This is a genomic window from Pseudomonas fluorescens (genome assembly GCF_030344995.1).
Taxonomy (GTDB): domain Bacteria; phylum Pseudomonadota; class Gammaproteobacteria; order Pseudomonadales; family Pseudomonadaceae; genus Aquipseudomonas; species Aquipseudomonas fluorescens_BF.
In genome coordinates, this window is record NZ_CP128260.1 from 948,935 (window position 1) to 972,053 (window position 23,119).

Below are 23,119 nucleotides of genomic sequence, written 5' to 3' on the forward strand. Positions count from 1 at the left end.
CCCCTGGGAGAGGGTTGGGGTGAGGGCTGCGGTACACGCAGATTCAGAGGTCACCCATGACCCGTCCGGCAAACCCGAACACCCGACGATGTCCGGCGTAATCCACCAGTTCCACCTCGCGGCTCTGGCCCGGCTCGAAGCGCACCGCCGTGCCCGCCGGAATGTTCAGGCGCATGCCACGGCTGGCGGCGCGGTCGAAGGTCAGGGCGTCGTTGGTTTCGAAAAAATGGTAGTGCGAGCCGACCTGGATCGGCCGGTCGCCGCTGTTCGCCACTTTCAGGCTGATCGTTCGGCGACCGACGTTGAGTTCGATGTCGCCGGGCTGGATTTTGTACTCGCCGGGAATCATCAGTTCGCTCCTTGCAGGACTTTGTAATAGAGGGCCGTCGGGCGATAGGTGCCGTTCGGGTCGCAGGCGTAATCGGGAATTTCCCCGGCGCGGGTGTAGCCCAGGGCCTTATAGAAATCTTCGGCGGGGGAGCCGGCCTCGGTGTCGAGGTAAAGCATGCCGCGCTTGTACTGGCGGGCGGTCTGTTCCAGCGCTTCCATCAACTGCTGGCCGAGGCCGCGTCGCCGGGCGTGTTCGCGCACCAACAGTTTCTGCACCTCGGCGCGGTTCAGGCCGTTGGCCTTCTGGCACAGGCTCAACTGGACACTGGCCTGCACCTGTTCATCCTTGACCACCACCCACAGCAAGACGTTGCCCTTGTTCAGGTTGTCCTGCACTTCATCGAAATAGGCGCGGGCCTGGGTGGCATCCAGATCAGCCATGAAGCCGACGCTGGCGCCATAACCCACGGCATCCAGCAGCAGCTCGATCAGGCCCTGACGATAGTGCGCAAAACTTTCCGCATTGACGCGTCGCAGTTGGGCGGGGTTCATCGGTGTCACTCCTTGTGGGCGGGCGGCGGCTCCGCGCCAGGATTGAGGGTCAGTTGCATGAAGGTCAGGTCGAGCCAGCGGCCGAACTTGGTGCCGACTTGCGGCATCTGCCCGGTGGTGATGAAACCGGCGCGCTCGTGCAGGCGGATCGACGCGGCGTTGCCGCTCTCGATGGCGGCGACCATGACGTGCTTGTCGCAGCTTTTCGCGCGTTCGATCAACGCGGTCATCAGTTGCGGGCCGAGGCCGTTGCCGCGCTGATCGCTGCGCACGTAGACCGAGTGCTCGACGGTGTGGCGGAAACCGTCGAACGGCCGCCAGTCACCGAACGAAGCGTAGCCGAGGGTGGTGTTGTCGGCGTCGACGATCACCAGGATCGGATAACCCTGGGCCTGGCGCGCGCTGAACCACGCTTGACGGTTGCCGAGGTCGACGGCGGATTCATTCCAGATCGCCGTGGTATTGAGCACGGCGTCGTTGTAGATGTCGCGGATCGCCGGCAGGTCGGCGTGCAGTGCATCGCGGATGGTGTAAGTCATGGCGCGGCCTCAGACGATCGGTTGGTGGACGGTGACCAGTTTGGTGCCGTCGGGGAACGTCGCTTCGACCTGGATCTCCGGGATCATTTCCGGGATGCCTTCCATCACCTGATCGCGGGTCAGCAGGGTGGTGCCGTAGTGCATCAGTTCGGCTACGGTCTGGCCGTCACGGGCGCCTTCGAGCAGCGCCGCCGAGATGTAGGCCATGGCTTCCGGGTAGTTGAGCTTCACGCCACGGGCCAGTCGCCGCTCGGCCACGAGGCCGGCGGTGAAGATCAGCAGCTTGTCTTTTTCGCGTGGGGTCAGATCCATCGTTTTAAATCCATTTGGGCAGATTTGTGTGGTTCTTTCGGTTTGAGGGGTGTCAGTCAGACCCAGCCCTCACCCTAGCCCTCTCCCGGAGGGAGAGGGGACTGAACTCGGTCGTTTTCAATGGCCAGCTCAGTCAGTTGAATTCTTGTGTCTGAAACATTTCCCGCGGTCACCTCGGTCAGGCGCCCTCTCCCTCCGGGAGAGGGCGGGGGGTGAGGGCTGGTTTTCAGGTGTTCCATATTCTTGGCGGTACTGCCTCGCGTCCCATCAATTTCGGCCGCAACAATCGCCACAATTCAATAAGCCAGGCCCGCGCCAGCAACGCTTCACTGGCCAGACAACGAGCGACCAAAAGTCCGGGAAGTTGCGTCAGATCCCCGCGCACGTCGTGGCCCAACGAACGGCAGCGCTCCAGCAGTTCGGCATCGATTTCGCCGGTCACCAGCAACGTCGCAAACACCGGATTGCCGTCCAGGCCAATCGGCGAATTGAGCAAGCCGTCATTGCCAACGATGCGCTGGCGCTCATGCCACAACAACCGGCCATCACGGCGAATATCCAGATGCGCCTGAAAATGCCCAAGATCGAAACGCTCGCCACTGGCCGGGCGCCCCAGGGCCACCACGTCCCAGTAAAACAGTCGCGCATCGCCTTCAAGATCAATCGAGGTCGAGAGTTCTGCCTGGGCGGCGCTGTAGACGATGGTTTCCTGAGGCAGCCATTCCAGTGTCGCGCCATCAGCGACCTGCAGGTTCAGCGACTGATAAGCGGGCCCCGCCGCGCGATACCACTTGGCTGCGCCGGGGCTGGTGATCTGTGCCCAGGCGCCTTGTTCGACGCGGGTGCTGATGTCGAGCCGGTCACCGCCGGCAATCCCGCCCGGCGGGTGGACGATGATGTGTTGGCAGACCTCGGGCCCTTCGGCGTACAGATGCTTTTGCACCCGCAACGGGCCGAGGTGCCGGCGTCGGGTCGGCCGCGTGCAATCGCCGAAGCGGGCGTAGGCCAGCTCCAGCTCGGCGTGCCAGCTCGGGGTAAACAGGGCAGTCGCAACAGGTAAGTTCATGTTTTCTGATTATCGTTAGGACGCTACAGATTAGACCGTAACCTCAAATAGTCACCAGCCCGCGCACACCTTCGGCTTCCATATTTTCGCCACGGCCCTGCTGCACGATCTCGCCCCGGGACATCACCAGGTACTGATCCGCCAGTTCGGCGGCAAAATCATAGAACTGCTCCACCAGCAGAATCGCCATGTCGCCCCGGGCCGCGAGTTTCTTGATCACCGCGCCGATTTCCTTGATCACCGACGGCTGGATGCCTTCGGTGGGCTCGTCGAGGATCAGCAGGCGCGGGCGGCTGGCCAGTGCGCGGCCAATCGCGAGCTGTTGTTGCTGACCACCGGACAAATCGCCGCCACGCCGCTGTTTCATTTGCAACAGTACCGGGAACAGCTCGTAGATGAAGGCCGGAACCTCTTTGGCTTCGCTGCCGGCGAAACGTGACAGACCCATCAGCAGGTTTTCTTCCACGGTCAGCCGGCCGAAAATCTCCCGACCCTGCGGCACGTAGGCGATCCCCGCGTGCACCCGTTGATGCGGCTTGAACGTGGTGATCGGTTTGCCTTCCCAGTTCACCGCGCCTTCCTTGGCCGGCAACAGGCCCATCAGGCATTTGAGCAGCGTGGTCTTGCCCACGCCGTTACGCCCGAGCAGGCAGGTCACTTCGCCGACCTTCACGTCAAAGCTCAGGCCGCGCAGGATGTGGCTTCCGCCGTAGTACTGGTGCAGCTTGTCGACTTGCAGCATTTCCAGATCTCCTCAAATCCCCGCATTGGAAAGGTGTTTGCAGTTTCAGCGGCCGAGGTAAACCTCGATCACGCGCTCGTTGTCCTGCACCTGTTCCAGCGAGCCTTCGGCCAGCACGCTACCCTGATGCAACACGGTGACGTGGTCGGCAATCGAGCCGACGAAGCCCATGTCGTGTTCCACCACCATCAGCGAGTGCTTGCCCGCGAGCGACTTGAACAGCTCGGCGGTGAACTCGGTTTCGGCGTCGGTCATGCCCGCCACCGGTTCGTCGAGCAGCAACAATTGCGGGTCCTGCATCAGCAACATGCCGATTTCCAGAAACTGTTTCTGCCCGTGCGACAGCAGCCCCGCCGGACGGTTGACCGAGGTGGTCAGGCGAATGGTGTCGAGCACTTCGCTGATCCGGTCTTTCTGCTCGCCGCTCAACTTCGCCCGCAGGCTGGCCCACACTGACTTGTCGGTTTTCTGCGCCAGCTCCAGGTTCTCGAACACGCTCAGCGCTTCGAACACCGTCGGTTTCTGGAACTTGCGGCCGATGCCGGCCTGGGCGATCTGCACTTCGCTCATCTGCGTCAGGTCGAGGGTTTCACCGAACCACGCCTTGCCGTGGCTCGGCCGGGTCTTGCCGGTGATCACGTCCATCAGTGTGGTCTTGCCCGCGCCGTTGGGGCCGATGATGCAGCGCAGTTCGCCGACGCCGATGTACAGGTTCAGATTGTTCAGCGCCCGGAAACCGTCGAAGCTGACGCTGATGTCTTCCAGGGTCAGGATCGTGCCGTGGCGGGTGTCGAGGCCAGGACCGACACGTTGCCCGAGGCCGATCGAGTCGCGGCTGGTGCCTTCGTCCTTGTTCGGCTCCACCGGGAAAAACGCCGGTTCCAGCATGAATTCAGCGCTCGCCGTGACTCTCATGATTCACCTCGTTTCTTCAGCAGACCGATCACGCCTTTGGGCAGGTACAACGTCACGACGATGAACAGCGCGCCGAGGAAGAACAGCCAGTATTCGGGGAAGGCCACGGTGAACCAGCTCTTCATGCCGTTGACCACGCCGGCGCCGAGCAGCGGGCCGATCAGGGTGCCGCGCCCGCCGAGGGCCACCCACACGGCGGCCTCGATCGAGTTGGTCGGCGACATTTCACTCGGGTTGATGATCCCCACCTGTGGCACGTACAACGCACCGGCCAGACCACACAACACCGCACTCAAAACCCAGACGAACAGCTTGAAACCGCGCGGATCGTAGCCGCAGAACATCAGGCGGTTTTCCGCATCACGCAGCGCAGTCAGCACCCGGCCGAACTTGCTGCGCGCCAGGCGCCAGCCGATGAACAGGCTCGCCACCAGCAACAGCACCGTCGCCAGAAACAGCACCGCGCGGGTGCCGGGTTCGGTGATGCCGAAACCGAGGATCGTGCGGAAATTGGTGAAGCCGTTGTTGCCGCCGAACCCGGTCTCGTTGCGGAAAAACAGCAGCATCCCGGCGAAGGTCAGGGCCTGGGTCATGATCGAGAAATACACGCCCTTGATCCGCGAACGGAAGGCGAAAAAACCGAACACCAGCGCCAGCAACCCCGGCGCCAGCACCACCAGACACATCGCCCAGAGGAAGTTGCCGGTGCCGCTCCAGTACCACGGCAACTCGGTCCACGACAGGAACGTCATGAACGCCGGCAAGCCATCACCGGCGGCCTGACGCATCAGGTACATGCCCATCGCATAACCACCGAGGGCGAAGAACAGACCGTGGCCCAACGACAGCAAACCCGCGTAACCCCAGACCAGATCGAGCGCCAGCGCGACGATGGCGTAGCAGAGAATCTTGCCGACCAGCGTCAGGGTGTAAGCGGAAACGTGCAGGGCACTGTCCGCCGGCAACAGCGACAGCAGCGGCAGGGCGATCAGCAAGGCGAGAACCACCGCGCCGACGGCGAGCGTGACTTTGGGACCGGCCTTTTGCGTGGCCGTAACTAGTAGGGGCTGGTTCATCAGTCGATCACCCGTCCTTTCAGTGCGAAGAGGCCTTGCGGACGTTTCTGGATGAACAGAATGATCAGCGCGAGGATCAGGATCTTGCCGAGCACCGCACCGATCTGCGGTTCGAGAATTTTGTTGGCGATACCCAGGCCGAACGCGGCGAACACACTGCCGGCCAGCTGGCCGACGCCGCCGAGCACCACCACCAGGAACGAGTCGATGATGTAGCTCTGGCCGAGGTCCGGGCCGACGTTGCCGATCTGGCTCAGGGCCACGCCACCAAGCCCGGCGATGCCCGAGCCGAGGCCGAAAGCGAGCATGTCGACGCGACCGGTCGGCACGCCGCAGCAGGCGGCCATGTTGCGGTTCTGGGTGACGGCGCGCACGTTCAGACCCAGGCGAGTCTTGTTCAGCAGCAACCAGGTCAGCATCACCACAAACAGCGCGAAGGCGATGATCACGATGCGGTTGTACGGCAGCACCAGATTCGGCAGCACTTGAATCCCGCCGGACAACCACGCCGGGTTCGCCACTTCAACGTTCTGTGCACCGAACACCAGACGCACCAGCTGAATCAGCATCAGGCTGATGCCCCAGGTGGCGAGCAGGGTTTCCAGTGGGCGACCGTAGAGGTGACGAATCACCGTGCGCTCCAGGGCCATGCCGATGGCGGCGGTGACGAAGAACGCCACGGGAAGCGCGATCAACGGATAGAACTCGATGGCCTGCGGTGCGTAACGCTGGAACATCAACTGCACGACGTAGGTCGAGTAGGCGCCGAGCATCAGCATCTCGCCGTGGGCCATGTTGATCACACCGAGCAGGCCGAAAGTGATCGCCAGCCCCAGGGCCGCGAGCAACAGAATCGAACCAAGTGACATGCCGCTGAAGGCCTGGCCGAGCAGTTCGCCGATCAGCAGTTTGCGTTTGACTTGAGCGAGGCTGGTTTCGGCGGCGGTGCGCACATTCGCGTCGGTTTCCACGCCAGGTTCGAGCAAACCTTCGAGGCGAGTGCGGGCCAGCGGGTCGCCGGTTTCACCGAGCAGCCGCACGGCCGCGAGGCGCACTGCCGGGTCGGTGTCGACCAGTTGCAGGTTGGCCAGCGCCAGGCTCAGTGCGGCGTGGACGCTTTCGTCTGTTTCGCCAGCCAGTTGCTGGTCGAGGAATTTCAGCTGCACCGGTTTGGCGCTTTTCTGCAATTGCTGCGCGGCGGTCAGACGGATTTTGGCGTCGGCGGCGAGCAATTGGTGGCTGGCCAGTGCAGTGTCGATCAGACCCCGCAGGCGATTGTTCAGGCGCAGGGTCTTGGGTTGGCCGTCGACGGTCAGTTCGCCTTGTTGCAGGGCGTTGATCAGTTCGACACGCGCCGGATCGGGCTGCGCAGCCCAGGCTTCCAGCAGTCTGGCCTGTTGCGTGGGGTTGGCGGCGATGAAGTCTTCCGCATCCCCGGCGTGTGCAGCCATCGGCAGCAGCAGCAGTGCGATGACGCAGATAAAGCGGTAGATGGCAGTCGGCATTGATGGTGTCCTGTTCAACCGCCCCCTCACCCTAACCCTCTCCCGGAGGGAGAGGGGACTGACCGAGGTGTTTGGGCGATGTGCTGCAACCTTCAGATTCGAGTCGAACTCAGGCTTTGAAAAGCTTGAAGATCTACTCCCTTTCCCCTCTCACTCAGGGAGAGGGGACTGACCGAGGTGTTTGGGCGATGTGCTGCAACTTGCAGATTCGAGTCGAACTCAGGCTTTGAAAAGCTTGAAGATCTGCTCCCTTTCCCCCTCTCCCTGAGGAGAGGGCTGGGCGGGCGGCGTTCCGATGAGGGGGAAGGTCTCAAGCCCGCCTCAAGGTCTGAACCCGCCTCAGTTGCTCTTCACCGCATACTCCGGCTTCTTGTCGTTACCCGGAATGAACGGACTCCAAGGCTGCGCCCGAATCGGCCCCTCGGTCTGCCACACCACGTTGAACTGACCGTCGCTCTGGATCTCGCCGATCATCACCGGTTTGTGCAGGTGGTGATTGGTCTTGTCCATGGTCAGGGTGTAGCCGGACGGCGCGGCGAAGGTCTGGCCGCCGAGGGCTTCGCGGACCTTGTCGACGTCGGTCGATTTGGCTTTTTCCGCCGCCTGCGCCCACATGTGGATGCCGACGTAAGTGGCTTCCATCGGGTCGTTGGTCACCGCTTTGTCGGCGCCTGGCAGGTTGTGTTTCTTCGCGTAGGCTTTCCAGTCGGCGACGAATTTCTTGTTCGCCGGGTTATCCACGGACTCGAAGTAGTTCCACGCCGCGAGGTTGCCCACCAGCGGCTTGGTGTCGATGCCGCGCAGTTCTTCTTCGCCCACCGAGAACGCCACCACCGGTACATCGGTAGCCTTCAGGCCCTGGTTGGCCAGCTCCTTGTAAAACGGCACGTTGGAGTCGCCATTCACAGTCGAGATCACAGCGGTCTTGCCGCCGGCCGAGAATTTTTTGATGTTGGCGACGATGGTTTGATAGTCGCTGTGGCCGAACGGGGTGTAGACCTCTTCGATGTCTTTGTCCGCTACACCTTTGGAATGCAGGAACGAACGCAGGATCTTGTTGGTGGTGCGCGGGTACACGTAGTCGGTACCGAGCAGGAAGTAGCGCTTGGCGCTGCCGCCTTCTTCGCTCATCAGGTATTCAACCGCCGGGATTGCTTGCTGGTTCGGCGCAGCGCCGGTGTAGAACACGTTCGGCGACATCTCTTCACCTTCGTATTGCACCGGGTAGAACAGCAGGCCGTTGAGTTCTTCGAACACCGGCAGCACCGATTTGCGCGACACCGAGGTCCAGCAACCGAACACCACCGCGACCTTGTCCTGGGTCAGCAACTGCCGGCCCTTTTCCGCGAACAGCGGCCAGTTCGACGCCGGGTCGACCACCACCGGTTCGAGCATCTTGCCATTCACCCCGCCCTTGGCGTTGATCTCGTCGATGGTCATCAACGCCATGTCCTTGAGCGACGTTTCGGAGATCGCCATGGTGCCGGACAACGAATGCAGAATCCCGACCTTGATGGTCTCGGCGGCCTGTACGGTCCAGGTCATGCCCATCGCGGCAATGGATGCCGTGAGTGTGAAAGCCTTGATCAAACTGCGACGCTTCATTGTGCGATCTCCATGAACGTTAAAGTTTTTTATGGTTGGCAGATGCGAACGACTGAAGGCTGTTTTGCAAGGGCTGTGCCCGGTCGGGATCGGGCAGGAAAATGTCGGTTTAGAGCGGTTGCGCGCGGCGTCGGCGCACCATGAGGGGACGTGTTGCATGCAAAGGTGCAACGGGGTGCGCCAGATTGGGGCGCGCCCCCGAGGATTCAGCGACGGCGCATCAGGCCAATAAAGAAGAGGCCGCCGAGGGCAGCAGTGGCGACGCCGATGGGCAGGTCTTCGGGGGCGATAAGCGTCCGCGCCGCGACGTCGACCCATACCAGAAACACACTGCCGAGCAACACGCACACCGGCAACAGACGCCGGTGCTCGGCACCGATCAGGCGCCGGGCAATATGCGGCACCATCAGCCCGACAAAACCGATGGAGCCGCTGATCGAGACCAGCACCCCGGTCATCAGCGAAGCAATCACGAACACCCGCAAACGCACCGCCCGCGCGTTCAGGCCGAGGGTGACGGCGGTCTGTTCGCCGGCCATCAAGGCGTTCAGCGGACGGGCCATGCCGATCAGCAGAATCAGTCCGAGCAACACGCTGAGCGCCGGCACCGCCAACAACTCCCAGCGTGCCAGACCAAGGCCGCCGAGCATCCAGAACATCACCGCCGAACTGGCGCGGTGGTCGCCCATGAACAACAGCAGATTGGCGATCGCCATCATCACGAACGACACCGCGACGCCGCACAGCAGCAGGCGATCACTGTCCAGTCGACCCTGCCGGTTGGCGATGCCCAGCACCAGAAACATGCTCAACAACGCGCCGATGAATGCGGCAATCGGCAAGGTCAGCAGGCCGACGATTTCACCGACGTGCAGCACCACGATCACTGCACCGAGCGTGGCACCGGAGGTGACGCCGAGCAGGTGCGGATCGGCCAGCGGATTGCGCGTGACTGCTTGCAGCACCGCGCCGATCAACGCCAGTCCGGCGCCGACCAATGCACCGAGCAGCATGCGCGGTACGCGGATCAGCCAGACGATGTGTTCCTGGCCGGCGCTCCAGTCCGGCACGCCGAGGCCGAACAGTTTGTGCAGCAGAATCCGCCACACCACGTCCACCGGCACCCGCGCCGGACCGAAGCCCAGCGACACCACGCACGACACCAGCAGCACCGCGCCGAGGGCGATCAGCAGCCAGGCGTAACGACGATTGATCATTCGCCGTGGAACCCTTTGGCCAGGGTTTCAACCGCCAGCACGTTGTCGATCCCCGGCGTGGCCTGCACGTAAGGGATGACGATAAAGCGCTGGTTCTTGATCGCGTCCACCGATTGCAGCGCCTTGTTCTTCAGCAGGAATTCAATCTTCTGCTCGGCGGTGATTTCGCTGTAGTCGACGATTACGATCACCTGCGGATTGCGCTCGACCACGGTTTCCCAGTTGACCCGGGTCCAGCTCGCTTCGACGTCATCGAGAATGTTGCGCCCGCCGGCCGCGTCGATCAGTGCTTGCGGCATGCCGAGTCGGCCGGAAGTCATGGCGCGGTCTTCGCCGCTGTCGTACAGGAACACTCGGGGTTTTTCGGCGGGCAGATCTTTGCTGATTTCCGCGACCTGGTTTTGCATGTCGGCGATCAGCGCGTTGGCGCGATCCTGCACGTCGAAGATCTTTCCGAGGTTGCGCAGGTCGTTGTAAGTATCGTCCAGCGTGGCGGCGGGGCGCTTCATCACGAAGGCGCAGGACTCGGTCAGTTCATAGACGTTGATGCCCAGAGGTTGCAGGGTCTGCGGCGTGAGATCACCGCCGACGCGCATGCCGTAATCCCAACCGGCGAAGAAGAAATCGACGTTGGCGTTGAGCAGGGTTTCCACCGACGGGTACTTGGCCGCCAGTTCCGGCAGACCGTCGAGCAGGCTCTGCATTTCCGGTGTTACCGACTTCCAGCCACTGACGCCGCTGTAGCCGGCCATCTTCGACTTGAGGCCGAGGGCGAGCATCATCTGGGTCATGTTGATGTCGTGGCTGACCGCGTGTTTCGGCGCTTGCTTGAAGGTCACTTCGCGGTTGCAGCTCTGGATCGTCAGCGGGTACTTCGTGGCCTCGGCGAAGGCTTGGGTGGTGCCCAGCAACAGAGCGAGGCAAAGCAGGGAGCGCACAGTCATGGTCGGGTTATCCAGGTGATTCGCGGGTAGCCGTGGAGGGGGTGGGCGTCGATCAATGCTTCGACGCCGAACACATCGCGCAGCAGTTCGACAGTGAGCACTTCTTGCGGCGTGCCGCTGGCGACGATGCGACCGTGGTTGATCACATACAACCGGTCGCAGAATGCGGCGGCGAGGTTCAGGTCGTGAATGCTCGCCAACGTGCCGATCTGCAAACGCTTGACCAGTTGCAGCAGCTCCAGCTGATAGCGCGGGTCGAGGTGGTTGGTCGGCTCGTCGAGGATCAGCAGTTGCGGTTGCTGGGTCAGGGCGCGGGCGAGGATCACACGCTGCTTTTCACCACCGGACAGCGTGGCGAACGCGTGGTCTTCGAAACCGTCGAGGCCCACGGATTTGAGGGCCTGAGTGGCGAGGCTGCGGTCTTCCAGCGTGTCGCCGTCGAACAGGCCTTTGTGCGGCGTGCGGCCCATGGCGACCACTTCCTCGACGGTCAGTCCGAAGGCGTCGGGGAATTCCTGCAGCACCACGGCGATGCGTTGCGCGCACCAGCGCGAGGATTGCTTCCAGACGTTGTGGTGATCGAGTCTGACCTCACCGTGCTCCGGCTGGCTGAAGCGATAGGCACAGCGCAACAGGCTGGTCTTGCCGCTGCCATTGGGCCCGATCAGCCCGACGAACTCACCGGCGGCCACGTGCAACGAAGCGTCACGCAGCTGGAACTGGTGATGGCAGTGGCCGTGGCCCAGGGGTGTCCAGGCTAGATCGGTGAGGGACAGTGAGGTCATTTCGTTCCTGTTCTAGAAGGTGTAGTCAGCTGTGACAAAGAACGAACGAGGCTCACCCAGAATCCACTGCTGGCCCTCATTGTATTGGCTTTGCGCATACGTCCGGTCAAACAGATTGTTCACCTGCAAGCCCAGCGTGGTGTTGCGCAGGGCTTTCCACGACAGCGTCGCATCGACCACGGTGTAGCTCGGCAGCTCGTTGCGGTTGGCCATGTCGGCGTAGCGCGCATCGACGTAACGCACACCGGCACCGGCCTTCAGGTCATCGCTCAGCGCCTTGCTCAGCCAAAGATTGGCGGTGCGCCGTGGTACGTCCACCGGACGATTACCGTTGCGCGACACCGGCACGCCGCCGACCACTTCTTCAAAATCGTCGTACTTGGCCTTCACGATCGCGGCGTTGGCTTGCAGTTGCCAGGCGTGTGGCAATTGCAGATCGAGGCTGGCTTCCAGCCCGTTCGACGATTGCTGGCCGACCTGCTGCTTGAGCGTCGGATTGCCCGGATCGTCGGTCAGCAGCTTCTTTTTCACGATGCGATACGCCGCCAGGGTGAACTCGCCGCGCTGATCCCAGAACAGTTGCTTCAGGCCGATCTCGGTTTGCCGGGCGGTGGACAGGTCATATTGCTGCTGGCTCGGGCTCAAGGAGATCAGCCCGCCGATGCCATCGGTGCTGGTGGCGACCTGACCGTAGAACGAGGTGCCCTGCGTCAGCGCGAACACCAGTCCGGCCTTCCAGTTGTTGCCGGTCAGGGTCTTGTCGCTCTGGCTGCCGTCGACCAGGTTGTTGCGATCCACATGCACGTAGTCGCGGCGCACACCGGTCACCAGCGACCAGCGCTCGCTCAGTTGCGTGCGGTTCTCGGCGAATACCGACATCTGTTTGGTGGTGCTGTCGAACTGATCGCGATACGGGTTCGCGCTCTCGAAGTAACCTGGTTGTGGGTGATACAGATCCAGCGGCTGGCCGTTCGGCAATACGTCATTGAACGGCGAGTTGCTGTCGAGCTGGAAGCGGATGCGGTTGTAATCGACGCCGGTCACGGTCTGGCTGTCGAAGCCGAACAGCGAATGCTTGAAGGTGAAGGTCTGGCGGTCGCCGACCTGTTCCTGTTTGTGGCCGATGCCGAAGTAACCGCTGCGGCTGAGTTGTTGGCTGCCAGCGTCGAAGTTGTAGTTCTCGGCGTTCTGCCAACGACGCTGGGCCTTGAGGTAGTACAGCTCGTTGCTGGCGCTGACCGCATCGTTGATCTGCCAATCCGTGGTCAGGCGCGTCCATTGATCGTTGTAGTGCTGCTTGTCGTCGCGCACGTTGTAGTTCTTGTTGCGCAGGCTGTCTTTCAACTGGCCGTTGATCAGTGGCGTGCCGAAGTAGTTCTGCGGGCGTTGGTCGCCGTAATCGTGGGCGAGGGTGAAGGTCAGGTCGTCAGTGGCCTGCCAGCGCAGGGCGGCGCTGATGAAGTCGCTGGACGAGTCGCCGCGATCGATCCAGCCGTTGCTGCGCAGGCGATTGAGGTTAAGGCGATAGCTCAGGGTGTCGGTCAGCGAGCCGCCGCTGTCGAACGCCTGTTGCTGGCGGTCGAACGAGCCGTAACCGACGCGCACATGGTTTTCGATTTCGCCTTCGAACGGCTTCTTCGGAATCACGTTGACCACCGCGCCGGTCGCGCCTTCGCCGTACAGCACCGAGGCCGGGCCGCGCAGGACATCGACGCGCTCCATCGACCAGGTGTCGACCGGGAACGTCACGGTGCCCATGCCGGTGTACATGCGGTTGCCGTCATACAACTGCATCACCGAGCTCTGTCCGGTAAAACCCCGAGCCTGCAACGAGGTGCCGCCGTCGCCCGGCGTGCCGGTGCGACTGATGCCGGTGCTGCGCGACACCGCGTCCTGCACGCTGCGATCGCCACGGGCGCGGACTTGCTCGCCGCTGAGGCTTTCGACGCTGGCCGGGGTTTCCATCGCGTTGAGGTTGAGGCGCGAGCCGGCGCTGGTCGGCGTGGTCAGGCTGACGGTCGGGTCGTCATTGGCCGGGGCGGTGATGGTGCCGGTGGGCAGCGTCAGCGGGGCGTTGTCGGCGTGGGCGCTGTGGTTCAGGGCGAACAGACAGAGGCTGGACAAGAGGTACTTGTTCATCGGGGCGGTGAATCACTTCTTCAAAAGAAAAGCCCGCAGGCTCATGACAATCCATGGCTGCGGGCAGAGCAGCAAATTTTCGTTATACAGTAACACTAAAAAATGCCGGAGTTTAAGCCCCGGCAGTTTAAAGATCTGTCTAGATCACGCATCTCGCCTGTTTCATGATGAAGTTGAGGCAGATTCAGCTTGTCGGCCCAGACGCGACAGCAGCAGTCGATCCAGCAACCACACCACCACCAGCGAAGCCCCCACCAGCGGAAACACCACCGCCAGAACCAGCATGATCGCCACGCCGGTTTTCCATTTCGGCAGATCGTGGCGCAGCGGTGGTACGCCGAACTTGCCCTGTGGCCGGCGCTTCCACCAGATCACCACGCCGCTGACGGCGCTGAGCAGGATCATCAAGCAGATCAGCAGCACGATGATCTGGTTGAAGGTGCCGAACATCTTGCCTTCGTGGAGCATCACGCCGATCTCGGTAGCCCGCGCTACTGCGCCGTATTGCTCGAAGCGCACGTCGGCCAACACCTTGCCGGTGTACTGATCGACGTGCAGGGTGGCATCGTTGCGCGGGTCGTCGGCGAACACCGCGATGGTGAACACACCGGTGGCGGTGGTCGGCAGGGTGATGCTGTAGCCCGGCTCGACCTTGCGCTCGATGGCGATGTTCTGCACGTCCTGCAGCCGGATGGTCGGTGCGGCGGGGCCGTGTTGCATGCCGCCATGGGCCATGTGTTCGGCGTGGTCGCCGGACATCGGCATCGGGGTGTTTTCCATCGCCCACGGCACGGTCTGGCGGGCGGCGTTGTTGAGGCTGCCGGCCTCGACGTCGGAGGTCGGCACGTTGTCCCACATCGCCGCCGGAAACACGTTCCACACCTGGGCGTACTGCTTGCCCCAGAAGCCGGTCCAGGTCATGCCGCTGAGCAGCATCACCAGCAACAATGTCGCGCCCCAGAAACCGGTAACCGCGTGCAGGTCACGCCACAGAACGCGGCCGCGACTGTTCAGGCGTGGCCACAGAATCCCCGCTGCCTGACCTCGCGGCCACCACAGGAAAACCCCGGATACCACCAGCACCACGCCCCAGCCGGCTGCCATTTCGATCAGTCGGTCACCGACGGTGCCGATCATCAGTTCGCCATGGATCGCCCGGGCAATGGCTTGCAGGTTCTGCTTGGCATCCTGCTCGCCGAGGATGTCGCCGTGGTACGGATCGACGAACACGTTCAGTTCATGGCCGGCATTGGCCACGACAAACTGCGCGCTGCGCTCGGCATTCACCGGCGGCAGGTACTGAGTGACCTGGCCCTGTGGATAAGCGCTTTTGACCTTTTGCAGCAAGTCATCGGCCGGCACGGTGTGATGCCCGGCAGGGACGTTCAGCAGGCTGCTGTACATCAGCGAATCGAGCTGCGGCTTGAACAGGTAAATGATGCCGGTCAGGGCCAGCATCACCATGAAAGGCGCGACGAACAATCCGGCATAAAAATGCCAACGCCAGGCCAGGTTGTAGAAATTCGGTTTGGGCTGTTTCATCACGAGTGCTCCGCTTGGCTTGGATCTTCTAGTTGTCTGTTGCCGCCCGCTCCCTGAAGGGAGCGAGCGCCCTTCAGGGTTAGAAACTCATGTCCACCTTGGTCCAGAGCGTGCGCCCCGGTTCATTGATCGCTTGCGGGTCGTTGGCCGGGTAGCCGAACCCGGCGTTGCCCGCCAGGTTCAGGTGTTCGGCGTAAGCCTTGCCGAACAGGTTGTCGACGCCGGTACTGACCTTCCAGTTTTTGTTGATCCGGTAGGCACCGTTGAGCGAGAACACGCCGAAGCCCGAACTCTTGTCGTAATCCTTGCCGACCACGTTGCCCTGGTTCTGGTCGATACGGTTTTGCGCGGCAACCACCCTCCACAGTGCGCCGGCGCTCCAGTTGTCTTCGGTATAGGTCAGGCCGAAGCGGGCATCCAGCGGCGGCATCTGCGGCAGAGCCTTGCCGTCGCTGCTGTTCTTGCCCCAGGCGTAGGCCAGGGTCGCATCGGCTTTCCAGTTGTCGGTGAGTTTGTAAGCGGCACCGAGTTCACCGCCCATGATCCGCGCGTCGATGTTCTCGGCGCGGGAAGTGCTCATGCCCATCATCCCCGGCGTGTAATCGAACAGGATGTAGTCGCGCACCACGCCGATGTAGCCCGAGGCCCAGGCTTCGAGCTCGGCGCTCTTGTAGTTCACGCCAAAGTCGAGCTGGGTGGTCTTTTCCGGTTTGATCGAATCGAACGCATTGACCGAACCCGCCGGGCCGGACTTGGGCGAAAACAGCTCCCAGTAATCCGGGAAGCGCTGCGCGTGGCCGAGGCCGGCGTAGAGCGTGGTCGGGCTGTCGGCCAGGTCATGCTCGTAACGGACGAAGCCGCTCGGCAGGGTGTCGGCGCGGGTATCGCCGGCAGTCGGATTCGGACGGGACATCATTCCCGAACCGGTGGTTTGCCGATAATCCTTGGCCGAGGCACGGTCGACCCGGGCGCCGGTAATCAGCCGGTCGCGGTCGGCGGCGTACCAGGTCATCTCGCTGAACACGCCGTAGTTATGGAAGTCGGCGTCCTTGGTGTACGGCTGATCCTTGTAGGTATCGATGCCCATGCCGCTGCGCTGACGGTGTTCGTTGGTCTGCGCATCGAGCCCGGTGATCAGCTGGATATCGGCCCAGCGCCAGGTCGCCTTGATCCGCGCGCCGAGGGTGCGGCGGTCGACGTTGGACGCCATGGGACCTGCCATCATCCCGGTGCCGGACGGCGTGCGCAGGGTGTAGTTGTCCATCACGTGGTCGGCGTAGTTGTAGTAGACCTGCGCTTCGAGCTTCTCCAGCACGTCGGTGATGTTGGATTTTTCGACGCGCAGGCCGATGCTTTCGCGCAGGAATTGCGAGCCGTCCATGCCGCGTCCGGCGTAGCGGGCTTCGCCGTCGCCCTTGCCGGCGGTCAGTTCGATCAGGGTGTCGGCGTCCGGGGTCCAGCCTACTGCTACATCGCCGTTCCACTTGTCATAGCGCGAGGCAACGATGTCGTTGTTGCCGTCGCGGTAGTCGTCGGAATGCGCGGTGTTGCCGATCACTCGCACATAGCCCAGTGATCCGCCGGCCGCCGCATCGACGACTTTGTCGAAGCGTCCGTGGGAGCCCGCCAGCACGCTGGCGTTCACCCGGGTGCCGAGTTCGCCGAAGCTTTCCGGCTCGCGGTCGAACAGGATCGTGCCGGCCGAGGCGCCCGGTCCGTAGAGCACGGTTTGCGGGCCTTTGATCACCGTGAGTTTGTCGTAGGTTTCGGGCGAGATGTACGAGGTCGGCGCGTCCATCCGGCCGGGACAGGCGCCGAGCATCATGCTGCCGTTGGTGAGGATGTTCAGGCGCGAACCGAACATGCCGCGCAGCACCGGATCACCGTTGGTGCCGCCGTTGCGCACCAGGGCGAAACCGGGAATGGTCTTCAGGTAGTCGCCGCCATCGCTGGCCGGAACTGGCTGGCGTGGGTCCTTCGGGTTGGTGACGATGGTCAGCGGCGAGCTCGGGGCGATGGCGGTGATCACCGTCGGGCTCAGTTCGTCAGTGTGGCCGGTGTGTTCGTCGGCGTGGACCAGCGGGGACAGCAGGACGCCGCAAAGGACGGCGGTAGCGTGCCTGAAACGAACGCGGGATTCGTTCAGGGCAAAGGACGCCGGGGCAGAACCCGGGCGTGGGACAGCAGAAAACCTGGACATGACAATTTCCATCAAACAGTCGTAAACGACACGGCCGGCAGCCTGAAGCTGTCTTCTCAAAACCGTGTGCAATCAGAGGTGGGTGATTACGCTGCGACGGGCGGGGCGCGGGTGCGGGCGCCGGGGAAAAAGGTCTGCCGGGCATGGCCCAGACGCGGGGAGGGCGGGGTGAAGGTGTTGACCAGAGGAATGCTGAAAGTGGCGAAGCTGCCGCCACCGGTCAGCGCCGGGCAGTTGAACAGCAGGCTGCAATAACCGCATTTTTCCCACAGCACGTGGTGCGAGGATTGTGGCGGACAGTGTTCGGCCGAGGGTTTTGTTTCATGCGCGGAGTGATCCATGCCCGGCATGTCCATCGACATGTCCATGCTCATCGGCATGGAGGTCGAGGCGTGCTGATCCATCGGCATCGACTGGGAAATCAGCGGGCCGATGAAGATCATCAACATGGCGAACAGGGCGATCCAGCTGCCGCGGGTCAGGTGTTCAGTCTGACGGCGTTGCAGGGAGGGCCTGGCGCTCAGGGGGCGCATGGGCGGAGTCTGCCGGAACGGTTACTGGGCGTGCGCGTGGGCTTGCGTGGCTTCCGGTGGCTTCTTCTGCACGGCGACCTCAACGGTCACGTCACCGGCCTTTTCGAAGTGCATCGTCAGGGGAAAGCGCTTGCCGTCGGTCAGCAGACTGCGGTCGGTAGGGTTCATCAGCATCACGTGATAGGCCATTGGCGCGAAGGTCACGTTTCCACCGGCCGGGATGGCCACGTTCGGCACCTGTTGCATCTTCATCAGATCGCCCTGCATCACATGCTCGTGCAGTTCCGCTGCTGGGGCGATCGGCGAGTCGACGCTGAGCAGGCGGTCAGCCGTCTTGCCACCGTTGTGAATGATGAAATACGCGGCAACGGTCGGCGCGTTCGGCGGCAGTTCCTGCGACCACGGGTGGGCGATTTCCAGCTCGCCGGCCTTGTATTCGTGGGCATGGGCGAAGCACGCCGGCAGCAACAGCGCAGCGATGACGATGAATTTGTTCAACATGGCAGTTCTCCAGAACGATTTGAAACGCAGGTCAAATGCGGGAACAAATCAAACCAGAGGAGAGGCGCGGGGATTGAGGCTCGGCCATTGCTGGCGCGGTGTCGGAGTTTGCAGCACGGCGGGCGCCACACTGCGATTGCTTTCGTACCGGGCGAAATACAACTGCGGCGAATGCCCCGGCAACGCCACCACTGGCGCCGATCCGGAACAGCACCAGCAATGCTGCATGGTCGAATGATTGTCACCGCTCTGCGGCGCTTTCTGATCGAGGCTGCCGATGTCGATCGCCACCATCTTCGTCCCGCTGCCGGTGCAGAAACTGCTCCACAGCAACTGCTCGGCCGGCGTTTGCGCCGCCTGCGCCATCGCTCCCGTCAACGGCATGGCGAGCATGTTGAACAGCACTGCGAAGCAGGCGATCCAGGCAAATGCGAGCCGGTGTCGGTTCATGGGACAGGTCCGTAGGGTGGGCGATCAGGCGCGGCTATTTAGCCTGATCAGGGCCGATAAGTAAAAAAGCGTCGTGCGGTTTGGTGTCGCAGCACTCTTTCAAGAGAGTGTAGCGGCTCGAATTTGCATTGCATGGGACTTGCGTCAACAACTGAAGCTATCGCGAGATGAAAAAAGCTCCGTCTCGATCACGGTTTTTCAAGAGCCGAGATGACGTCATCAACCGTCGCAAATTCCCGATCAACCCCCGCCAACTCCGGTCGCCTCAACACCATCACCGGCACCCCAAGCTCCCGCGCCACGTCCAGTTTCGGCTCGGTCGCGGTGCTGCCGCTGTTCTTGCTGATCAGCACGTCGATCTGCCGGCGTTCGAACAGCGCCCGCTCATCTTCCAGCAGAAACGGTCCACGGGCGCCGATGACTTCGCAGCGTTCGTTGCCGGGGTAGACGTCGAGGGCGCGCAGGGTCCAGAACTGGTGCGCGGGGATTTCGTCGAGGTGTTGCAGCGGTTCGCGGCCGAGGGTGAACAGCGGGCGGCGGAAGGGTTCGAGGGCGTTGATCAGTTCGGCCCAGTCGGCGACTTCGCGCCAGTCATCGCCCGGCTGTGGCTGCCACGCCGGGCGGCGCAGGGCCCAGCAGGGGATGCCGGTGAGTTGCGCAGCGGTGGCGGCGTTCTGGCTGATCTGTGCGGCGTAGGGGTGGGTCGCGTCGAGCAAAAGTGTGATGCCTTCGTCGCGAATGAACTGCGCCAGACCTTCGGCACCGCCGTAGCCGCCGACGCGCACCTGACAGGTCAGATCGGTCGGTACCCGGCCGACGCCGGCCAGGCTGTAAATGTGTTCCGGCCCCAACGTGCGCGCGATGGCCAGCGCTTCAGTCACGCCGCCCAGCAACAGAATCCGTTTCATACGAAAGCCCCCGCATGGCCAACGATGCCGCCCTGACGATCAATCGCAAACACTTCGACCTGCACCTGCGCCGGCACCACGCTGCGGGCGAATTCCAGAGCATGGCGACAGACCTCATCACCGAGGGCGACACCCGCCGCGCTGGCCATCGCCAACGCCTGCTGACTGGTATTCGCCCCTCGAATGGCTTGCTGCAACGCATCGTCAGCACCAATCGCCGCCGCCCATTCAGCCAGTTGCGGCAGGTCGATGCTCGAATGGCGCGAGTGCAGATCCATGTGCCCGGCCGCCAGTTTGCTGATCTTGCCGAAGCCGCCGCACAGGCTGAGTTTATCCACAGGCACTTTGCGCAGGTGCTTGAGTACCGCGCCGACGAAGTCGCCCATTTCGATCAGGGCGATTTCCGGCAGGTTGTAGACCCGGCGCATGGTGTCTTCGCTGGCGTTGCCGGTGCAGGCGGCGATGTGCAGGTAGCCGTTGGTTTTCGCTACGTCGATGCCTTGATGGATCGAAGCGATGTACGCCGCGCAGGAAAACGGCCGGACGATGCCGCTGGTGCCGAGGATCGACAGGCCGCCGAGAATGCCCAGGCGCGGGTTCATGGTTTTCAGCGCCAGGGCTTCGCCGCCCTCGACGTTGACCGTCACTTCGAAGCCGCCGCAATAGCCGGATTCTTCGGCGAGCAGCGTCAGGTGATCGCTGATCATCTTGCGCGGCACCGGGTTGATCGCGGGCTCGCCGACGCCCAGCACCAGCCCCGGCCGGGTGACGGTGCCGACGCCTTTGCCGGCGATGAAGCGGATGCCCGGCTCGTCGATCAGTTGCACGCGGGAGTAGAGCAGGGCGCCGTGAGTCACGTCCGGATCGTCGCCGGCATCTTTGATCGTCCCGGCTTCGGCGCCGTTCTCGGTGAGCCGGCAGAACTCCAGGCGCATCTGCACCTGCTTGCCTTTGGGCAACACGATCTGCACGGCGTCCGCCACCACGCCGCCGAGCAACAGGCGCGCGGCGGCGAGGCTGGTGGCCGTGGCGCAACTGCCGGTGGTCAGGCCGCTGCGCAGGGGCGCAGGTTGTTCGGCGGTTTCGTCACGCATCGAGGGGCTTGACCAGATCGAGCAGGGTGATCGGCAGGGCCTGGCGCCAGGTGTCGAACTCGCCCAGCGGCTGGGCTTGAGCGATGTGGACGCGGGTCAGCTCGCCGCCGTGGCGTTCGCGCCAGCTCATCAAGGTCATTTCGCTTTGCAGGGTCACGGCGTTGGCGACCAGCCGGCCGCCGGGTTTGAGTTGTTCCCAGCAGGTGTCGAGCACACCTTCGCGGGTCACACCACCGCCGATGAAAATCGCGTCCGGACGCTCCAGTCCGGCGAGCGCCTGCGGAGCACTGCCGCGAATCAGTTGCAGGCCGGGAACACCCAGCGCATCGCGATTGTGTTCAATCAATTGCTGGCGGCCGTCATCGGCTTCGATGGCCAGCGCACGGCAACTCGGGTGAGCGCGCATCCACTCGATACCGATCGAGCCGCTACCGGCGCCGACGTCCCAGAGCAATTCGCCCGGTGTCGGGGCGAGGCGGGCGAGGGTGATGGCGCGCACGTCGCGTTTGGTCAGTTGGCCGTCATGTTTGAAGGCTGAATCCGGCAGGCCGGCGAGGCGCGAAAGGCGCGGTGTCTGCGGATCGGCCAGGCATTCGATGGCGATCACGTTGAGGTCGGCAACGAGCGAATCGTTCCAGTCGTTGGCGTTGCCGTCGATCCGGCGCTCGGCGCTGCCGCCCAGATGCTCCAGGACGCTCAGGCGACTGGCGCCGAATCCGCGCTCACGCAGTAACGCGGCAACGGCCGCCGGGCTTTGACCGTCGTTGCTCAGCAGCAACATTCGCACGCCGCTGGACAACTGTGCGTTGAGGGCGGCCAACGGTCGTGCCACCAAGGACACGATCACAACCTCCTGCAACGGCCAGCCCAATCGGGCAGCCGCCAGCGAGCAGGACGACGGCGCCGGCAGAACCAGCATCTCGGCCCCCGGCACCTGCCGCGCCAGACTCGCGCCAACGCCGTAGAACATCGGATCACCGCTGGCCAGCACGCACACCGCTTCGCCACGGCGTTCGAGCACCGGGGCCAAGGAAAACGGGCTCGGCCACAACTGACGCTCGCCACGGATGCACACCGGCAACAGTTCCAGCTGACGCTGACCGCCGATGATCCGCGAAGCGCCCATCAGGGCGCGCCGGGCATTCTTGCCCAGGCCCTTGAAGCCGTCTTCACCGATTCCCACTACCGTCAGCCAGGCCGTCATGCTGTTCCTCAATTCGTGTGCGCGTATCAGGGCGGCATGATAGCGCGGTGGCCGTTGTCTCGCGCTGGTCTGTTGTCGGCCATCGAAACTTCCCGTTGCTTTGAGGCGGTTGTCGGATTCGATATGCCTGTTAGGGTTCGGATGAACTTGAACCAAAGCCAGGATTGGCGGGGATTACATATGGATATGAATGTGAACGCAGGGCTGCTTGCTCATCAGGCAACCCTGGTGGGAGATATATTGCTGACGGGCCTGCAGGGACAGTCCCGAACGGATTACGACTTTGCATTGAACTGCACCTATCTGGCAAAGAAGCAGGCAGACAGTACGTACAGCAGCGAAACGCAACCGGGGCGCTGGATCGACTACTACGCCGATGTCCTGTGGTCCCACGGCTGGAACCGCGACCAGCCTGCGGTGGAGTATGTCCAGCCGCAGTTTTCGGGAAGCGTGAAGCAGGCCTGGATGAGGGCGGCGACTTCCTTGCTCGCTCCAGGACAGGTCGCGGGTGTGGAGGCTGGACTTGCGACGCTTGAGCAGCGAGTCGATCTGTTGGAAAAGACCAAAGGGCTCAGCGGCAAGGCGTTCGACCTGAAAATCATACCGGTCAGCTATAACCCTGCAGGTGATATGGAGCTTGTCGTGACACAAGTCAGATTCATCAAGTCGAGTCTCAATACCCGATATTTGTTCTGGGACATTTCCCAAGCCATGAATCAGCTGGATATCAGAGCGCGGCGGCTTGTCATCAGTCGCCGGGTTCTGGAGGCACGTCGTGCCAGTGTCGAAAAGGCGATCAAAAACATGTCGTTCAATTTCGAGGACTATGAGCTGTAGACCCGCTCGACGAGGAAATTCCCCGGCTCCGGGGAATCCGACCGGCAGGCATTTTCATGCAGTCAGGCAAAGCAGGCATAATGGCGACCTTTCGCCCATCCTGGCGCTGCCCGTCAGCCGGTC

Annotated in this window: 23 protein-coding genes; 1 reads left to right on the forward strand and 22 read right to left on the reverse strand. The window is 62.7% G+C overall.

What is annotated here, in order from left to right; all coding sequences use genetic code 11:
* Positions 1-43 precede the first annotated feature (43 nt).
* The 22 genes from QR290_RS04235 to cbiE form a co-directional block, all read right to left on the reverse strand.
* A complete protein-coding gene (locus QR290_RS04235) occupies positions 44-349 on the reverse strand; it encodes an urease subunit beta (RefSeq protein ID WP_115076379.1) in 306 nt (101 codons plus the stop codon).
* On the reverse strand, positions 349-882 hold the full coding sequence (locus QR290_RS04240; RefSeq protein ID WP_289204387.1) for a GNAT family N-acetyltransferase: 534 nt from the start codon (positions 880-882) through the stop codon (positions 349-351). The genes QR290_RS04235 and QR290_RS04240 overlap by 1 nt, the downstream gene beginning before the upstream one ends.
* Positions 883-887: 5 nt before the next feature.
* Positions 888-1,421: a GNAT family N-acetyltransferase gene (locus tag QR290_RS04245; protein WP_289204388.1), complete on the reverse strand. Its 534-nt coding sequence runs from the start codon at positions 1,419-1,421 to the stop codon at positions 888-890.
* 9 nt (positions 1,422-1,430) lie between these two features.
* A complete protein-coding gene (gene ureA / locus QR290_RS04250; protein ID WP_039766748.1) occupies positions 1,431-1,733 on the reverse strand; it encodes an urease subunit gamma in 303 nt (100 codons plus the stop codon).
* 226 nt (positions 1,734-1,959) lie between these two features.
* Positions 1,960-2,799, reverse strand: a complete 840-nt coding sequence (locus tag QR290_RS04255) for an urease accessory protein UreD (protein ID WP_289204389.1) — start codon at positions 2,797-2,799, stop codon at positions 1,960-1,962.
* Positions 2,800-2,842: 43 nt separating this feature from the next.
* Positions 2,843-3,541 (reverse strand): urea ABC transporter ATP-binding subunit UrtE, encoded by a 699-nt coding sequence (gene urtE / locus QR290_RS04260; protein WP_289204390.1) that lies wholly within the window; start codon positions 3,539-3,541, stop codon positions 2,843-2,845.
* A gap of 45 nt (positions 3,542-3,586) precedes the next feature.
* Positions 3,587-4,456, reverse strand: a complete 870-nt coding sequence (urtD, locus tag QR290_RS04265) for an urea ABC transporter ATP-binding protein UrtD (protein WP_007950599.1) — start codon at positions 4,454-4,456, stop codon at positions 3,587-3,589.
* Complete coding sequence (gene urtC, locus QR290_RS04270; RefSeq protein WP_007950598.1) at positions 4,453-5,532, reverse strand: urea ABC transporter permease subunit UrtC; 1,080 nt, start codon at positions 5,530-5,532, stop codon at positions 4,453-4,455. Before urtC ends, urtD begins: the two co-directional genes overlap by 4 nt.
* Entirely contained in the window at positions 5,532-7,037 is a 1,506-nt protein-coding gene (urtB, locus tag QR290_RS04275) for an urea ABC transporter permease subunit UrtB (RefSeq protein WP_289204391.1), read from the reverse strand. Before urtB ends, urtC begins: the two co-directional genes overlap by 1 nt.
* A gap of 339 nt (positions 7,038-7,376) precedes the next feature.
* Positions 7,377-8,642: an urea ABC transporter substrate-binding protein gene (gene urtA / locus QR290_RS04280; RefSeq protein WP_007950596.1), complete on the reverse strand. Its 1,266-nt coding sequence runs from the start codon at positions 8,640-8,642 to the stop codon at positions 7,377-7,379.
* Between the two features lie 206 nt (positions 8,643-8,848).
* Entirely contained in the window at positions 8,849-9,859 is a 1,011-nt protein-coding gene (locus QR290_RS04285; RefSeq protein WP_007950595.1) for a FecCD family ABC transporter permease, read from the reverse strand.
* Positions 9,856-10,803, reverse strand: a complete 948-nt coding sequence (locus tag QR290_RS04290) for an ABC transporter substrate-binding protein (RefSeq protein ID WP_289204392.1) — start codon at positions 10,801-10,803, stop codon at positions 9,856-9,858. Before QR290_RS04290 ends, QR290_RS04285 begins: the two co-directional genes overlap by 4 nt.
* Complete coding sequence (locus QR290_RS04295; RefSeq protein ID WP_289204393.1) at positions 10,800-11,588, reverse strand: ABC transporter ATP-binding protein; 789 nt, start codon at positions 11,586-11,588, stop codon at positions 10,800-10,802. The genes QR290_RS04290 and QR290_RS04295 overlap by 4 nt, the downstream gene beginning before the upstream one ends.
* 12 nt (positions 11,589-11,600) lie before the next feature.
* Positions 11,601-13,727 carry a TonB-dependent receptor gene (locus QR290_RS04300; RefSeq protein ID WP_289204394.1) on the reverse strand — a complete coding sequence of 709 codons (2,127 nt, stop codon included), beginning with the start codon at positions 13,725-13,727 and terminating at the stop codon, positions 11,601-11,603.
* Positions 13,728-13,889: 162 nt separating this feature from the next.
* Positions 13,890-15,269 (reverse strand): PepSY-associated TM helix domain-containing protein, encoded by a 1,380-nt coding sequence (locus tag QR290_RS04305; protein ID WP_289204395.1) that lies wholly within the window; start codon positions 15,267-15,269, stop codon positions 13,890-13,892.
* A gap of 79 nt (positions 15,270-15,348) precedes the next feature.
* Entirely contained in the window at positions 15,349-17,469 is a 2,121-nt protein-coding gene (locus QR290_RS04310) for a TonB-dependent copper receptor (protein ID WP_289204396.1), read from the reverse strand.
* A gap of 86 nt (positions 17,470-17,555) precedes the next feature.
* Complete coding sequence (locus QR290_RS04315; protein ID WP_289204397.1) at positions 17,556-18,002, reverse strand: DUF2946 domain-containing protein; 447 nt, start codon at positions 18,000-18,002, stop codon at positions 17,556-17,558.
* Positions 18,003-18,023: 21 nt separating this feature from the next.
* Positions 18,024-18,503, reverse strand: a complete 480-nt coding sequence (locus QR290_RS04320) for a copper chaperone PCu(A)C (RefSeq protein WP_289204398.1) — start codon at positions 18,501-18,503, stop codon at positions 18,024-18,026.
* Positions 18,504-18,551: 48 nt separating this feature from the next.
* The gene (locus QR290_RS04325) at positions 18,552-18,953 is read right to left on the reverse strand and encodes a DUF2946 domain-containing protein (RefSeq protein WP_249482517.1); all 402 of its coding nucleotides are present in this window, start codon (positions 18,951-18,953) and stop codon (positions 18,552-18,554) included.
* 188 nt (positions 18,954-19,141) lie between these two features.
* Positions 19,142-19,861, reverse strand: coding sequence for a cobalt-precorrin-6A reductase (locus QR290_RS04330; RefSeq protein ID WP_289204399.1), 720 nt, complete (start codon positions 19,859-19,861; stop codon positions 19,142-19,144).
* The gene (locus QR290_RS04335; RefSeq protein ID WP_115076392.1) at positions 19,858-20,955 is read right to left on the reverse strand and encodes a cobalt-precorrin-5B (C(1))-methyltransferase; all 1,098 of its coding nucleotides are present in this window, start codon (positions 20,953-20,955) and stop codon (positions 19,858-19,860) included. Before QR290_RS04335 ends, QR290_RS04330 begins: the two co-directional genes overlap by 4 nt.
* The gene (gene cbiE, locus QR290_RS04340; RefSeq protein ID WP_115076393.1) at positions 20,948-22,159 is read right to left on the reverse strand and encodes a precorrin-6y C5,15-methyltransferase (decarboxylating) subunit CbiE; all 1,212 of its coding nucleotides are present in this window, start codon (positions 22,157-22,159) and stop codon (positions 20,948-20,950) included. Before cbiE ends, QR290_RS04335 begins: the two co-directional genes overlap by 8 nt.
* A gap of 180 nt (positions 22,160-22,339) precedes the next feature.
* Between cbiE and QR290_RS04345 the strand changes: the two genes are divergently transcribed.
* Entirely contained in the window at positions 22,340-22,996 is a 657-nt protein-coding gene (locus tag QR290_RS04345; protein WP_115076394.1) for a hypothetical protein, read from the forward strand.
* Positions 22,997-23,119: the final 123 nt, after the last annotated feature.

Coding starts and splice junctions, on each gene's coding strand:
- QR290_RS04235 (WP_115076379.1), bottom strand. CDS start 349: ATGATTCCCGGCGAGTACAAAATCCAGCCCGGCGACATCGAACTCAAC.
- QR290_RS04240 (WP_289204387.1), bottom strand. CDS start 882: ATGAACCCCGCCCAACTGCGACGCGTCAATGCGGAAAGTTTTGCGCAC.
- QR290_RS04245 (WP_289204388.1), bottom strand. CDS start 1,421: ATGACTTACACCATCCGCGATGCACTGCACGCCGACCTGCCGGCGATC.
- ureA (WP_039766748.1), bottom strand. CDS start 1,733: ATGGATCTGACCCCACGCGAAAAAGACAAGCTGCTGATCTTCACCGCC.
- QR290_RS04255 (WP_289204389.1), bottom strand. CDS start 2,799: ATGAACTTACCTGTTGCGACTGCCCTGTTTACCCCGAGCTGGCACGCC.
- urtE (WP_289204390.1), bottom strand. CDS start 3,541: ATGCTGCAAGTCGACAAGCTGCACCAGTACTACGGCGGAAGCCACATC.
- urtD (WP_007950599.1), bottom strand. CDS start 4,456: ATGAGAGTCACGGCGAGCGCTGAATTCATGCTGGAACCGGCGTTTTTC.
- urtC (WP_007950598.1), bottom strand. CDS start 5,532: ATGAACCAGCCCCTACTAGTTACGGCCACGCAAAAGGCCGGTCCCAAA.
- urtB (WP_289204391.1), bottom strand. CDS start 7,037: ATGCCGACTGCCATCTACCGCTTTATCTGCGTCATCGCACTGCTGCTG.
- urtA (WP_007950596.1), bottom strand. CDS start 8,642: ATGAAGCGTCGCAGTTTGATCAAGGCTTTCACACTCACGGCATCCATT.
- QR290_RS04285 (WP_007950595.1), bottom strand. CDS start 9,859: ATGATCAATCGTCGTTACGCCTGGCTGCTGATCGCCCTCGGCGCGGTG.
- QR290_RS04290 (WP_289204392.1), bottom strand. CDS start 10,803: ATGACTGTGCGCTCCCTGCTTTGCCTCGCTCTGTTGCTGGGCACCACC.
- QR290_RS04295 (WP_289204393.1), bottom strand. CDS start 11,588: ATGACCTCACTGTCCCTCACCGATCTAGCCTGGACACCCCTGGGCCAC.
- QR290_RS04300 (WP_289204394.1), bottom strand. CDS start 13,727: ATGAACAAGTACCTCTTGTCCAGCCTCTGTCTGTTCGCCCTGAACCAC.
- QR290_RS04305 (WP_289204395.1), bottom strand. CDS start 15,269: ATGAAACAGCCCAAACCGAATTTCTACAACCTGGCCTGGCGTTGGCAT.
- QR290_RS04310 (WP_289204396.1), bottom strand. CDS start 17,469: ATGTCCAGGTTTTCTGCTGTCCCACGCCCGGGTTCTGCCCCGGCGTCC.
- QR290_RS04315 (WP_289204397.1), bottom strand. CDS start 18,002: ATGCGCCCCCTGAGCGCCAGGCCCTCCCTGCAACGCCGTCAGACTGAA.
- QR290_RS04320 (WP_289204398.1), bottom strand. CDS start 18,503: ATGTTGAACAAATTCATCGTCATCGCTGCGCTGTTGCTGCCGGCGTGC.
- QR290_RS04325 (WP_249482517.1), bottom strand. CDS start 18,953: ATGAACCGACACCGGCTCGCATTTGCCTGGATCGCCTGCTTCGCAGTG.
- QR290_RS04330 (WP_289204399.1), bottom strand. CDS start 19,861: ATGAAACGGATTCTGTTGCTGGGCGGCGTGACTGAAGCGCTGGCCATC.
- QR290_RS04335 (WP_115076392.1), bottom strand. CDS start 20,955: ATGCGTGACGAAACCGCCGAACAACCTGCGCCCCTGCGCAGCGGCCTG.
- cbiE (WP_115076393.1), bottom strand. CDS start 22,159: ATGACGGCCTGGCTGACGGTAGTGGGAATCGGTGAAGACGGCTTCAAG.
- QR290_RS04345 (WP_115076394.1), top strand. CDS start 22,340: ATGGATATGAATGTGAACGCAGGGCTGCTTGCTCATCAGGCAACCCTG.